Origin of the sequence: Arthrobacter cupressi, assembly GCF_900099975.1 — a bacterium.
GTDB classification, from domain to species: domain Bacteria; phylum Actinomycetota; class Actinomycetes; order Actinomycetales; family Micrococcaceae; genus Arthrobacter; species Arthrobacter cupressi.
This window is the reverse complement of the sequence record NZ_FNEI01000013.1, coordinates 79,024-91,562: the sequence shown is the minus strand read 5'-3', so window position 1 is coordinate 91,562 and position 12,539 is coordinate 79,024. Positions and strand designations below refer to the sequence as shown.

Sequence of the window (12,539 nt, the reverse complement as noted above, 5' to 3'; positions counted from 1 at the left end):
CGCCGTTTTGGCGGCGGACCTTAGGGCCGGATCCTTTTGTGCCACATCCCGGGGCGCACAGTAACCTTGGGACGTCCAGTGCTAATACAGCGGGGCGCCGTGACGTCGACCGGTGCCTGCGCGAACCACTACGAACGGATATCCAGTGACCTCGCCTTCCGGCAATTCCTCCTTGAACAGCCCTGCCCCGAGCATTCAAGCAAAAGCCTCGCCGCGCTTCGCCTCGATCGGTTCCCCGTATTTCGCCATCATGCTGGCGGTCATGGCCGTGGTGCTGATCCTGTCGAACATCGGCGCATCCAAGGGCGTGGTCCTGGGCCCGATCGTCACTGACGGCGGCTTCTTCCTGTTCCCGCTGGCCTACATCCTCGGTGACGTGGTGAGCGAGGTGTACGGCTTCAAGGCTGCCCGGAAGGCGATCATCACCACCTTCGCGCTCTCAGTCTTCGCGTCCCTCTGTTACTGGATCATCATCGTCCTGCCGGGTTTCGGTGACGAGTACGGCACAGCCAAGCAGGCCGCCATTGAAGGAGCGCTCGGCCCCGTGCCGCTTCTCGTGCTCGCCTCGCTCCTGGGCTTCTTCGCCGGACAGACCATCAACTCCTGGGTCCTCGTGAAGATGAAGGAACGCAGCGGCGAAAAGTCCCTGTGGGCCCGGCTCATGGGGTCCTCGGGTGCCGGGGAATTCGTGGACACCCTCATCTTCTGCAGCATCGCGGCGTCGGTGATCGGCATCGCGGACTTCGGCACGTTCACCAACTACGTGGTGGTGGGCTTCGTCTACAAGACCGCCGTCGAGTTCCTCTTCGTGCCGGTAACCTCGCTGGTGATCCGCTGGGTGAAGAAGCGCGAACCGAGTTACGGGGCCGCTTGATTCCCCCGTTGAGGGCTCACTCGTGGCGGCCTATTCCGGGAAGAACCCGCCACGAGTGAGCACTCAGTGGTAGTACCTTGCCAGGGTCTCGGCCTTGAACTCGAAGAAGTCGCCGGATTCGATGGAGTGGCGGGCGTCGTCCACCATCCTCACTACGAAGCGTTCGTTGTGGATGGAGATCAGCGTGGCCGAGAGCATTTCCTTGGCCTTGAACAGGTGGTGGATGTAGGCGCGGCTGTAGTTCTGGCAGGTGTAGCAGTCGCAGCCGTCCTGCAGCGGCCCGAAGTCCGCCTTGTACTTCGCGCCGGACAGGTTGAAGCGGCCGTCCGCCGTGTAGAAGGCGGAGTTGCGGGCCACCCGGGTGGGGGAGACGCAGTCGAAGGTGTCCGCGCCGTTTTCGATGGCCGTGAAGATGTCGTCCGGCTCGGAGATGCCCAGCAGGTGCCGCGGCTTGTTCTCCGGCAGTTCCTCGTTGCACCAGCGCACGATCGTGCCCAGGTTCTCCTTCTCCAGGGCGCCGCCGATCCCGAAGCCGTCGAAGTCCATGGCACCGAGGTCTCGGCACGCCTTGCGGCGCAGGTCCTCGTACTGGGCGCCCTGGATCACGCCGAACAGGGCCTGGTACGGCTTGCCCGCGCGGGACAGCGTGAGCCGCCGATGCTCAACCACGCAGCGCTCGGCCCAGCGGCGGGTGCGTTCCAGGGACTCTTCCTGGTAGGCGCGGGAATTCTGCAGGGTGGTCAGCTCGTCGAAGGCGAACATGATGTCCGCGCCGATCTGGTGCTGCACCTGCATGGAAATCTCCGGCGAGAAGCGGTGCTTGTCTCCGTTGAGGTGGCTCTTGAACCAGACGCCCTCCTCATCCACGTGGGCCAGGCGTTCCTTGCCGGGTGCCACGGCGTCGTCCGGGCCGGCGGCGTCCACGGACTTCATGTCGATGACCTTCTTGAACCCCGAGCCCAGGCTCATCACCTGGAAGCCGCCGGAGTCCGTGAAAGTTGGCCCGTCCCAGTTCATGAACGCGCCCAGGCCGCCGGCGGCGTCCAAAATCTCCGGGCCCGGCTGCAGGTACAGGTGGTAGGCGTTGGCCAGCACGGCCTGCGCGCCGAAGCCGCGGATGGACTCGGGCAGCACGGCCTTCACCGTGGCTTTGGTCCCGACGGCGATGAACGCCGGTGTCTGGATGGTCCCGTGCGGTGTGGTGATGGTTCCGGTGCGGCCGAGGAATTCGCCGCCGTTGGCGTCGCGCTGCTCCGGTGACGGTGCGCAGCTTTCGGAGAGGCGCGTGCCGACCGTGAACGAGAACGCTGACTGGTGCTTCGCGAACGGAACGGACCCCATGGAACCGTGGGCGGGAGACCCATGAGCAGGAGAACCGGGGACGGCGGGGGCGTCGGGCAGGACGGAATCGGTTGGCACCGTTACAGTCTGCCAGCCGATTGCCGGGAAGTGTCAGTGCGCGGGCACCTCTGTGGGGTAGTTCTCAGCCTTCCAGGCATCCCAGTGGGAACGGATCGATTCCAGCTGGCGCGCCCCGAGGTCGTACGTGGAGGCAATTACCAGCGCGCCGCCGTCGGGCCTCTTCTCCGGGATCGCCTGCTGTTCGGCCACGATCAGCAGGCCGTCTCCATGCTCGGCGTAGCCGTGCACGGTGACCCCCACCTGGTGGCGGGTGCGGAACCAGACCTTGCCGAAGATTGCCTCTCCGGTGGGCAGGGTCAGGTCGTACTCCTCGCCCGGTTTGGGGAGTTCGTTCAGGCCAAGCTTTTCGATCGCCGATCCGCCGCCGCCCAGGGTGACCACATGGGTGCGCCGGTGCCCGTGCGGGTGCCGTTCAAGGGCGAAACGCAGCTGGTGGAGGAACGTCAGCCACCCTTGGGTGATGTCCTCGTCCCAGTCGGCCCACTCGGAATTGTGGTCCAGGGCGGTCCGGGTGACCCGCACTTCGGTGCCGCCGGAGACCGGGTGCAGCTCGAACTCGTCCCCGCCGTTCACGGTGAGGCTGGTGTGGTCCGGGCCCTCGACCACATCGGGGCTGAAATAGATCTGGTTGATCTCATCGCTGAGTTCATCGCTTTCCCAGCCGTGCCACTGGGCTACCCGCGACGGTTCGCGCAGCATGGTCCAAACTTGCTGCGCGTCGGCATTAACCACAACGCTCAGATTGTTCGTCATGGCCCCGAATCTACTCCCGATCCGGTGGCGGCAACAGCCTTGACACGGCCGCCGGGGTAGCCCGGCCTGGCATGAGCACGGCTAGGTACGGACAGCTTCGAGCTCGTTGGCGAGGCGGTGGTCCAGTTCGCTCGGCCGCAGCGTCTCCGAACCTCCGTGGGCCCGCAGGAACAGCAGCGATTCGAAGCGCAGCAGGCGCCATTCGCGTTCGGCTTCGCGGTTGCCGTTGTCGATGGAGCGGAAGATTTCTTTGTCGTACAGGTTCGGCTCGTTCAGCGCCCGCTGACGGACGCGCGCGGCGATCCTGGCCCGGAAAGGATCGGTCTCCAGCGAATCCGGGACCTGGAGCAACTGGGCGTAGACCGCGGCGCGTTCCTCCTGCCCGAGTTCGCGGCAGATGAAGCTGGACAGGGCCAGCGCACGTTCCACCGAGGCCCAGCGGTCCCGGTTGCCGTCGAAAGGCAGCACGTTCAGCAGGTCAGCAACGGCGAGGGCGTTGTCCGGATCCTGGAGCTGGATGAACAGATCGTGCGCGAGGTCGCTGATGTCGCGCAGGCAGCTGCCGGACTTGGTGTTGACGCCCTTGACCAGGCGCTCGCTCAGCACGGCCACGCCGTTCCGGCCCGGGTGCGCCTCGGCCGCGGCGGCGATCACGGACTCCGGAGTGCCGGAAGGTGCCGGGATCAGGGCCAGCTGAGCCGCCGTCGGGCCGTTCAGCGACGGGGGTGCGGCCGGAAGCGGCGGGACGACGACGGCGGTCGCCGAGTCCGCGGTGAGCCCATCCTCAGGTGGGTCGTCCCCGGGAGCCTCGCTGCCGGCGTCGGGCGCCTCACCGGCGGGTTCGTTGACAACGTCTGCGGACCCGGTGACAACAGTGCCAGCGGAAACAGTGCCGGGTTCGTCCACCGGGACGGCCGAGCCGAAGGCGATGCGGGTGCGGACCCCGTCCGCGGTGGTCGCGATGACGAGGGCCGGCACGCCGAAGTCGTCGTGTTCGAGCTCGATGCCGGTGATCTCCTCCGCGGGGCCGTTGCCCGGGAGGTAGAGGTAGTCACCGGTCTGCAGGGCCCCAGCCTGCTTTTCACGGTATTGCTGATCGGCCGGGCTGTGGGTCATCGCCAAAAATCCTTTGCTTGGGGTCCGCCCACCAGTCTATAGAACGGGCACCCCCGGGCGCGGGAGGCTTTCCGGCCATGTGGAAAGCCGCGGAAATGGGAGGGGCGGCGGTTAGAGCCCGACCCCGGCGAAGGCGAGGGCCTGGCGCACCAGGTTGCCGCGGCCGCCCTCGAACTCCTGCTGGACTTCCTCGCTGAGCACTTCCTCCGGCGTCATCCAGGTCAGCTCGAGGGCGTCCTGGCGGGGATCGCATTCGCCGGTCACCGGGATCACGTAGACCAGGGACACCGCGTGCTGTCGGTCGTCGGTGAAGCCGGTCTGGGAGGGGGCGGGGAAGTATTCGGCCACGGTGAACGGCACGGGGCTGATGGGCAGCTGAGGGAAGGCCAGCGGGCCCAGGTCCTTTTCGATGTGGCGCAGCAGCGCGGCCCGGATGGTTTCGCGGTACAGCACACGGCCGGAGACGAGGTAGCGCACCATGTTGCCGTCGGCGTCGCCCTGCAGGAGCGTGCCCACCTCGTTGACGAAGCCCAGCGGATCCAGCCGCACCGGCACCGCCTCCACGTAGACCATGGGGAGGCGGCCGCGCGCCTCGAACAGGTCCTCGTTGGACAGCCAGCCGGGGTTGGGGTCAGGGGTGCGCACGCTCATGCTTAATTTCTACCGTATCCGCCGCCCGGCGGGCCGTGTTTGGCGGCAGGCCGTGCCGAAAGCGAACGGTCTTGGGGGGGCCATGCCGTCAGTCCTGCGGGGACGCCGGGAACCCGTCAGCGGAGAGACGCTTGGCCAGGCGGTGCTCCGCGGCGGTGAGTTCCGCTGTTTGGCTTGTCAGCAGGGTCCACCGGGACTGGCTGCCGTCGGGTCCTTCCATGGTGCCTTGGCGCAGGGCCCTTTCGATCAGGCGCCGGACTTCGTCTTCATGTGCAGGCTCGGTGGTGAAGACCGTCCGCAGCCGCAATCTCGGCCCGTCCAGGTCCTGGCTGGTGTGATGCGCGGCAAGCGGGCACGGCGGCGGATGCTCCCACCGTCCACACAAGGCCACCGTGATCTTCGCTCCCGGTGCTCCCGTATCCGAATCTGAACTCAGCATCACGGTGGCTTCATGGACGAAATGTCCCGTCATGGGGAAACGGTCCTAGACCTGGGTGGAGAGTTCGTGCCGGGTCAGGCTCAGGTACGCCTTCCCTTCTTCGACGCGGCTGATGGTGTCCGCAGCCGCGTACGCATCGCCGGCCAGGAAACCGCGGGCATCAATCTTGATGTAGCCGGAATGGAACAGCCGGCGCGCCATCAGCTCAGGGACTTTGGGCTCCCGGCCGAAGACGGAGTTCAGCCCGAGCGTGAGCAAATCCGGCTCGGAACTGACCACGGCTTCTTCGAACAACTCCGCCTTCTCGTTGGGCGGAACGATTTCCTCGACCCGGCCGATGACCTTCCCCGAGCCATCAACCACCGGCATCCCCTTCGAAATGGAATCCAGTATGCCCACGATCGTCCTCCTCTGCTGCCCGCATGGCACCCTCCGCCATGGTTGCCACGCGCGCCACAGGGATCCGGTGCCGCACCGTGGACAATTTCATTACGTCACCGCCACGCCGGATGGTCAAGGGCCCGCGGAGCCGTTCCAGCTCTCCGGCGATGGTGCTGGCGGTTGTCCTCATGCCCGCGCCGTTTCGCGGACGCGGACCAGCTTCCGGTTCACGAATTCGTCCATTCCGTAACGGCCCAGTTCGCGCCCGACGCCGGACCTCTTGACGCCGCCGAACGGCAGTTCCGCCGAGCTGCCGCCGGCCTCGTTGATGTGGACCATGCCGGCCTCGATCCGGTCCGCCACCAGGGCCGCACGGTCCTCGTCCACGGAGTGCACGGAGGCGCCCAGGCCGAAGGGGGTGCCGTTGGCCACCCGGACGGCCTCGTCCTCGTCGCGCACCCGGAACACCATGGCCACGGGACCGAAGAGTTCCTGCCGGTACGCGTCCATGGACTCGGTGACACCTGCCAGGACCATCGGCTTGAAGTAGGCGCCGGGCCGGTCCTGCCGCCCGCCGTCCAGGAGCACTTCGGCGCCCTGCAGCACGGCGCGGTCCACCTGGACCTGCAGGGACTCTGCGGCCGCCGCGGAGGACAGGGGGCCAAGAGCGGTTCCTTCATCCGTGGGGTCGCCCGGCTCCAGGGCGGCGGTAGCGGCGACGAAACGGGACACGAACTCGTCGTACACCTCGTCCACCACGATGAAGCGCTTGGCCGCGTTGCAGGCCTGTCCCGCGTTGAAGGTCCGGCTGCCCACGGCGAGCTTGACCACCTGGTCCAGGTTGCCGCCGTCGAGCACGATGAACGGGTCCGAGCCGCCCAGCTCCAGCACCACCTTCTTCAGCTCCGCACCGGCGGCCGCGGCCACCGCCGCACCGGCCCGCTCGGACCCCGTGAGGGACACGCCCTGGACGCGGGGGTCCGCGATCAGGGCCGCCACCTGCTCATTGCTGGCGAAGAGGTTCACGTACGCGCCGTCCGGGGCGCCGGCGTCGCGGAAGATCTCCTCCATGGCCAGCGCGGACTCGGGGCATTGGGGCGCGTGCTTGAGCAGCACCGGATTGCCGAGCATCAGGTTGGGCGCCGCGAAGCGGGCCACCTGGTAGTACGGGAAGTTCCACGGCATGATGCCCAGCAGCACGCCCAAGGGTTCCTTGCGGACCACGGTGCGGCCGCCGGCCACGGCGTCGATGGACTCCTCGCTGAGGAAGCCGGGGCCGTTGTCCGCGTAGTAGCGGTAGATCGACACCACGATGTCCACCTCGCCGCGGGACTGGGCGATCGGCTTGCCCATCTCGCGGGTGATGATGGACGCCAGCTCCTCCCGGCGCTCGGCGTGCAGCCCGGCCACCCGGTGCAGCAGTGCGGAACGCTCCGCAGGGCTCAGCGCCTTGAGCGGACCCCGGGCAGCCTCGGCGCGCGCTGCGGCTTCTTCGATCTGGGCGTCCGTGGCGGACGGGTAGACGGCTTCCACCGTTCCGGTGGCGGGGTTGGTCACCTTGTACATGCTGGTTCCCTTTCGTGAGGGGGTTACGGTGCTCATGGTGCTCTGTCTCACGGCGCGCTGAATTACGGTTCCAGGAGGGCCTGGTCGGCGACGACGTGGATGAGGGCGCTCACCCGGCGGGTCAGCACGGCGTCCAGGGCGCGTTCGACGGCGTCTGCCGCCTCCTTGTCGCTGCGCACCGTTTCGCCGTGGCCGCCGAAGGCCCGGGAGAGGGCCGCGAAGTCGGGGTTCGCCAGTTGCGTGCCGCTGACCCGGCCGGGGAAGTGCTTTTCCTGGTGGGCGCGGATGGTGGAGTACTGGCTGTTGTCCAGCACGATGGCCAGCAGCGGCGCTCCGTACTGGGCGGCGGTAGCCAGTTCCTGCCCGTTCATGAGGAATTCGCCGTCGCCACAGACGGCCACGGCCAGGCGGTGCGGGTTTTCCAGGACGGAGGCGACGGCGGCGGGGATGGAGTAGCCCATGGAGCCGTTGCGGGTGGCCAGCTGGGAGGGGAACACCTCGGTGGGGAAGAAGCGCTGCGCCCAGAGGGTGTGGTTGCCGGCACCGAGCGTGTTGACGGCGTCATGCGGCAGGCGCGCGACCAGTTCCCGCATGACCGTGCTCATGTGCGCGGTGCCTTCGGCGGTGGGCGGCAGGGCGGCGTCGTCCGCGATTTCGGCGTAGGCGAGGTGCGCCGCGTGCCCGGCGCCGGTCCAGCCCGCCCAGTCGCCCCGGCGGCCCAGATCCGCGGCGTCGCCGAGTACCTCCAGGGCTGCAGCGACAGCCACCGGGGAGGCGAGGACGTGGGAGCTGATCGCGCCGGAACGGCCCCGGAGGGTGGAATCGATGGAGACGAGGTGGTTGACGGCGTCGGGACGCTGGCGGAGGGTGAAGCCGTCCGTGGCGACGTCGCCCGGCACGGCACCGATTGCGACGACGACGTCGGCCACTTCGAACATGCGTGCCACCGTGCCGTTGCGGCTGTAGCCGAGCGAGCCCAGGTTGACGGGGGACGAGAACGGGATGCGGTCCGAGGCATGCCAGTCCTGGGCGACCGGCAGGCCGTTGCGCTCGGCGAAGGCGGTGATGGCTGCGGCGGCTTCGGTGGTCCAGCGCTGGCCGCCGACGAAGAGAAGGGGCTTCTCCGCGCCACGCAGGGCGTCCAGGAGGGTGCGCAGTTCGGCGGGGGAGACGGCGCCTTCGGCCACCGGGACCGGCGGGGTCAGCGCTCCGCTGAACTCCTTGGTGATGACATCCTCCGGGAGGCCGACCACCACGGGGCCCGGCCGGCCTGACTTCGCGGCGAAGAAGGCCTCCGCCACCACTTCGGAGGCCCGTCCGGGCTCGTCCAGGGTGAAGACGCGCTTGGCCTGGGTTCCGAACCATGCGTTGGGGTCGAATTCCTGGAAGGACTCGCGCATGCGGTCGGCGATCGGCACGAGGCCGACGAACAGGACCATCGGCGTGCCGTCCTGCCACGCGGTGTGCAGGGCGATGAAGGCGTTGGCGGCGCCCGGGCCGCGGGTCACCATGGCCACGCCCGGCTCGCCGGTGATCTTGCCGTGGGCCTCGGCCATGTAGCTGGCACCGCCCTCCTGGCGGACTACGACGGTCTCGATGTCCGCGCCGTGCAGGCCGTCAAGGACAGCGAGGTAGCTTTCACCGGGAACGGCAAAGACGCGCTTGACGCCGTGCAGGGCGAGCGAATCGACGATCGCCTGGCCGGCGTGCTGGGGTTTGGGGCTCACGGGGTTCTGCTCCACATCACTGGGGGAATGCTTGTTCCCAACCAGTATCTGGAGCCGCAAACCATGCCGTCCAATACCTATTCCGCAGGGTTTTCATGCCTGTTTGGCATGAGACCGGGCTTCTAGAACATCGATTGCTCCGTCAGTGTCGTTCTGAGGGTCCAAAACGACAGTTACGGAGCAATCGACGGGGGAGGGGCTCACGCGCCCAGCGCGATCCCCTCGGCTTGGAGGAAGTCGCGGATGCGCAGGGCGAGTTCCTCGATGACGGCTTCGGCGTAGTGGCCCGGGAGCCAGGCCACGTGCAGGGCCAGGCCAAGGGGGCGGGCTCCTGAGTCATCGTCGTCGAGCACCAGGATGGGGTGCGCGCCGTAGAGCGGCCGCTCGGTGGAGAATCCGACGCCGTGCCCGGCCACGGCGAGCGCCATGATGCTTTGCCCGTCGTCGCATTCGGTGACGCTGCTGAAAGTGACGTCGTGCCTGCTCAGGGCGTCGTCGAGGAGGAAGCGGCTCACGCTGTGGTGCGAGGTGAGGATGGCGGGCACGCCGGCGAATGCGGACAACGGAAGCTGCCGGACGCCGTCGCGCGCCCATTCATGGTCCTTCGAGACATAGGCGCGCACCGGCATCCTGCCCAGGGGAACATGCCGGAGGTCGCCGTCCGGCGCCTGCGGGGACACTGCGAAATCACAGCCCTGGCGGAGGGACTCCGTCATCTCGAAATGGCTGGTCTCCCGGGCCACCAGCTGCGGATCAGCCGGCGTCATGGTGGCGATGAACGGAGCCAGGAAGGTCCGGAGGGAGGCGCTGGTTGCCGCGACGGTCAGGCGTTCCACCTTGCCGGTCCGCAGCAGGGTGGCGGCGCTTTCGAAGTCCAGGGCCTCCACCACCAGGCGGCGGGCGGCGGGCACCAGGGCCCGGCCCGCCGCCGTCAGGGCAAGGCGGCTGCCTTGGGGTTCGAAGAGCTCCAGTTTGAGTTCCCGTTCCAGGGTCTTGATCTGGCGGCTCAGGGCGGGCTGGGCCATGTGCAGCTTGTCCGCCGCCCCGGTGACCGTGCCGTGGTCCACCACGGCCAGGAAGTACTGCAGCCGGCGAAGATTCATGAAGCCCATCTTGCCTCAGCCCGCCGCTCAGGTGGCCAGCAGGCCATCCAGTGCCTCCCCGGAACGGATCCGTGCGAGCAGGTCCGGCTCCGCGGCGTCGGACGCTTCGGCCAGCGGCAGCACCCCGGACAGTACCTCGGGCGGTAAAACCGCCACGCCGTTGTCGTCCGCGACGACCAGGTCGCCGTAGGCGATCCGCACACCTGCAATTTCCAGCTCGACGCCGGACGTCGAGCCGGTGGTCCCGTGCCGTTTGGTGGTGAGGCAGCTGGTGCCGCGGGCGTGGACGCTCAGGCCGGAAGCCTTGAGGTCGGCCAGGTCGGTCACGGACCCGTCCACCACCACGCCTACGGCGCCTTGCGCGCCGATCGCGGCCGCCGTGACGGCACCGAGCGGGGCGTGCCCATGGTCGCCGGACATGTCCACCACCAGAAAGTCTCCGGGCTGCAGGCCCAGGATGGCCCGGTTCACGGCGAGGGCGTCCTGCCCGGCAATCCGCACGGTCCGAGCCCGGCCGGCCACCGTCCCGCGTCCTGCCAAGCGGCGGATCACCGGAGGCAGGAAACCATCCTCCAGGAAGTGCCCCAGGGTGGGGACGCTGATGCGGGACAAGCGGTCCAGGAACTCCGCGGTCATGCCGCGCCCCCGCTGCCCGCCCGCACGGCGCCCGCCTGCACGGCCACGCAGTCGATCTCCAGGGCGACGCCCCAGAGGCTCACGCACACGGTGGTCCGGGCGGGCCGGTGCCCGCCGAAGAACTCGGCGTAGACCCGGTTGTAGGGTTCCAGCTGTTCGGGGGCGGTCAGGTAGCCGTTGCATTTGACCACGTGTTCCAGCCCGGATCCGGCCTCCGCCAGGACGGAGCGGAGGTTCTCCAGGGTCCGCCGGACTTGCGCCTCGAAGTCCTCCGGCTGGTCGGCCAGGCCGCCCGGGCCGGAGGGCAGCTGCCCGGTGACGAACACGAAGCCGTTGGCGGCGACCGCCTGGGAGAAGGGGCCGACGGCGGGCGCGAGCCCGGGTGTCCCGGTGACGCGCTGCATCAGGCTTCCTGCCTGGCGGCCGGGGCTTCGTCCACGGCGTCGATGTTGCCGTAGCGGGTCTCGCTGAGGATGAACAATGCCACGAGGGAGAGCCCTGCGGCGGCCAGGATGTACCAGGCGATCGATGAGCTCTGGCCGGTCAGGCCCAGCAGCCAGGTGGTGATGAAGGGCGTGGCAGCCGAACCCAGCAGGCCGGAGAGCATGTAGGCAACGGACAGGCCCGAGTAGCGGACCTTGGAACCGAAAAGCTCCGCCAGGAAGGTGGCGATCGGGCCGTAGTTGGCGCAGAACGCGGTCATCATGGCCAGGTAGGCCACGAACAGCAGGGCCACGGACTTGGTGTCCATGAGCCAGAACATCGGGAAGGCCAGGACGGCCTCGGCGGCGACGCCGGCGTAGATGATCGGCTTGCGTCCGTACTTGTCGGAGAGGCGGCCGAAGAACGGGATAAGGACCAGGCCGAGGGCGCAGGCGGCCAGGACCACCCAGAGCATGAGGGTTTCCGAGTGGCCCAAGGTCTTCTTGCCGTAGGACACGCCGGAGGCCACCAGCAGGGTGAAGGTGCTGCCCGTGGAAAGCGTGGCGACGCCACCGAGGACCACCTGCTTCCAGTACTTGGCCATGAGGGCCGCGAAGGGGATCTTGGCCTTGGCGCCCTGGGACTTGACGGCCTGGAAGGACGGGGTTTCCTCGATGTTCAGGCGGATGTAGATTCCCACAGCCACCAGCAGCACGGAAGCCAGGAACGGGATGCGCCAACCCCAGCTGTGCAGGGCGTCTTCGCTGACCATGGAAGCGACCAGCAGGAACGCGACATTGGCGATCAGGGTTCCGGCGGGGACACCCACTTGGACAAGGGAACCGAAGAAGCCGCGGCGGGCCGGGGGAGCATGCTCAACGGTCATCAGCACGGCGCCGCCCCATTCGCCGCCGAGGGCCAGGCCCTGGATCACCCGGAGCAGGAGCAGCAGCAGCGGAGCCATCACGCCGATGGCGCTGTAGTCCGGCAGGAGGCCGATGGCGAAGGTGGCTGCGCCCATGGTCAGCAGGGAAACCAGGAGCATGGACTTGCGGCCCAGGCGGTCGCCGAAATGTCCGAAGACAATGGCGCCGACCATGCGCGCCACATAGGCCGAGGCAAAGGTGCCGAAGGCCAGCATGGTGCCCACGATGGGATCGAAGCTGGGGAAGAAGATCTTGTTGAAGACCAGGGCCGAGGCGGTGCCGAAGACGAACAGGTCGTACCACTCGACGGTGGTGCCGATGACGCTGGCGAAGGCGATCTTGTTCATTTTCCGCTGGTCCAGGCGCTCCGCGCGGACCGTGCCGGAAAGCACCGGTGATGAGGGGGCAGGGGATGTCATTGGGAACTCCAGGGGTTTGGGAGTGGGATACCTCACTATTCCCGGAGCCGTCAGATGCTGTCTAAGACCTAACTTGGATCATCTCCATGCCGATCCGGCATGG

Annotated in this window: 13 protein-coding genes; 1 reads left to right on the top strand and 12 read right to left on the bottom strand. The window is 67.9% G+C overall.

Going from position 1 to position 12,539, the window contains the following annotated elements; genetic code table 11:
- Positions 1-145 precede the first annotated feature (145 nt).
- Positions 146-874: a queuosine precursor transporter gene (locus BLP88_RS14700; RefSeq protein ID WP_074590367.1), complete on the top strand. Its 729-nt coding sequence runs from the start codon at positions 146-148 to the stop codon at positions 872-874.
- A gap of 63 nt (positions 875-937) precedes the next feature.
- Here BLP88_RS14700 and tgt read toward each other — a convergent pair whose 3' ends face one another.
- The 12 genes from tgt to BLP88_RS14640 all read right to left on the bottom strand — a co-directional run bounded on the left by tgt (position 938) and on the right by BLP88_RS14640 (position 12,436).
- The gene (gene tgt, locus BLP88_RS14695; protein ID WP_074590365.1) at positions 938-2,215 is read right to left on the bottom strand and encodes a tRNA guanosine(34) transglycosylase Tgt; all 1,278 of its coding nucleotides are present in this window, start codon (positions 2,213-2,215) and stop codon (positions 938-940) included.
- Positions 2,216-2,326: 111 nt separating this feature from the next.
- Complete coding sequence (locus BLP88_RS14690; protein ID WP_074590363.1) at positions 2,327-3,049, bottom strand: SRPBCC family protein; 723 nt, start codon at positions 3,047-3,049, stop codon at positions 2,327-2,329.
- An 81-nt stretch (positions 3,050-3,130) separates the two neighbouring features.
- Positions 3,131-4,165 (bottom strand): DUF6707 family protein, encoded by a 1,035-nt coding sequence (locus BLP88_RS14685; protein WP_074590362.1) that lies wholly within the window; start codon positions 4,163-4,165, stop codon positions 3,131-3,133.
- Between the two features lie 111 nt (positions 4,166-4,276).
- Positions 4,277-4,816, bottom strand: a complete 540-nt coding sequence (locus BLP88_RS14680) for an NUDIX hydrolase family protein (RefSeq protein WP_074590360.1) — start codon at positions 4,814-4,816, stop codon at positions 4,277-4,279.
- 88 nt (positions 4,817-4,904) lie between these two features.
- Positions 4,905-5,288 carry a hypothetical protein gene (locus BLP88_RS14675; RefSeq protein WP_074590358.1) on the bottom strand — a complete coding sequence of 128 codons (384 nt, stop codon included), beginning with the start codon at positions 5,286-5,288 and terminating at the stop codon, positions 4,905-4,907.
- A 12-nt stretch (positions 5,289-5,300) separates the two neighbouring features.
- Positions 5,301-5,654 (bottom strand): hypothetical protein, encoded by a 354-nt coding sequence (locus BLP88_RS14670; RefSeq protein WP_074590356.1) that lies wholly within the window; start codon positions 5,652-5,654, stop codon positions 5,301-5,303.
- A 168-nt stretch (positions 5,655-5,822) separates the two neighbouring features.
- Positions 5,823-7,238 (bottom strand): NAD-dependent succinate-semialdehyde dehydrogenase, encoded by a 1,416-nt coding sequence (locus tag BLP88_RS14665; protein ID WP_074590354.1) that lies wholly within the window; start codon positions 7,236-7,238, stop codon positions 5,823-5,825.
- A gap of 26 nt (positions 7,239-7,264) precedes the next feature.
- Positions 7,265-8,929: a thiamine pyrophosphate-dependent enzyme gene (locus tag BLP88_RS14660; RefSeq protein ID WP_074590416.1), complete on the bottom strand. Its 1,665-nt coding sequence runs from the start codon at positions 8,927-8,929 to the stop codon at positions 7,265-7,267.
- A gap of 200 nt (positions 8,930-9,129) precedes the next feature.
- Positions 9,130-10,032 carry a LysR family transcriptional regulator gene (locus BLP88_RS14655; RefSeq protein ID WP_175453575.1) on the bottom strand — a complete coding sequence of 301 codons (903 nt, stop codon included), beginning with the start codon at positions 10,030-10,032 and terminating at the stop codon, positions 9,130-9,132.
- A gap of 27 nt (positions 10,033-10,059) precedes the next feature.
- A complete protein-coding gene (locus tag BLP88_RS14650; RefSeq protein ID WP_074590351.1) occupies positions 10,060-10,668 on the bottom strand; it encodes an RraA family protein in 609 nt (202 codons plus the stop codon).
- Positions 10,665-11,072: a RidA family protein gene (locus BLP88_RS14645; protein ID WP_074590349.1), complete on the bottom strand. Its 408-nt coding sequence runs from the start codon at positions 11,070-11,072 to the stop codon at positions 10,665-10,667. Before BLP88_RS14645 ends, BLP88_RS14650 begins: the two co-directional genes overlap by 4 nt.
- A complete protein-coding gene (locus BLP88_RS14640; protein ID WP_245679882.1) occupies positions 11,072-12,436 on the bottom strand; it encodes an MFS transporter in 1,365 nt (454 codons plus the stop codon). The genes BLP88_RS14645 and BLP88_RS14640 overlap by 1 nt, the downstream gene beginning before the upstream one ends.
- Between the last annotated feature and the right edge of the window lie 103 nt (positions 12,437-12,539).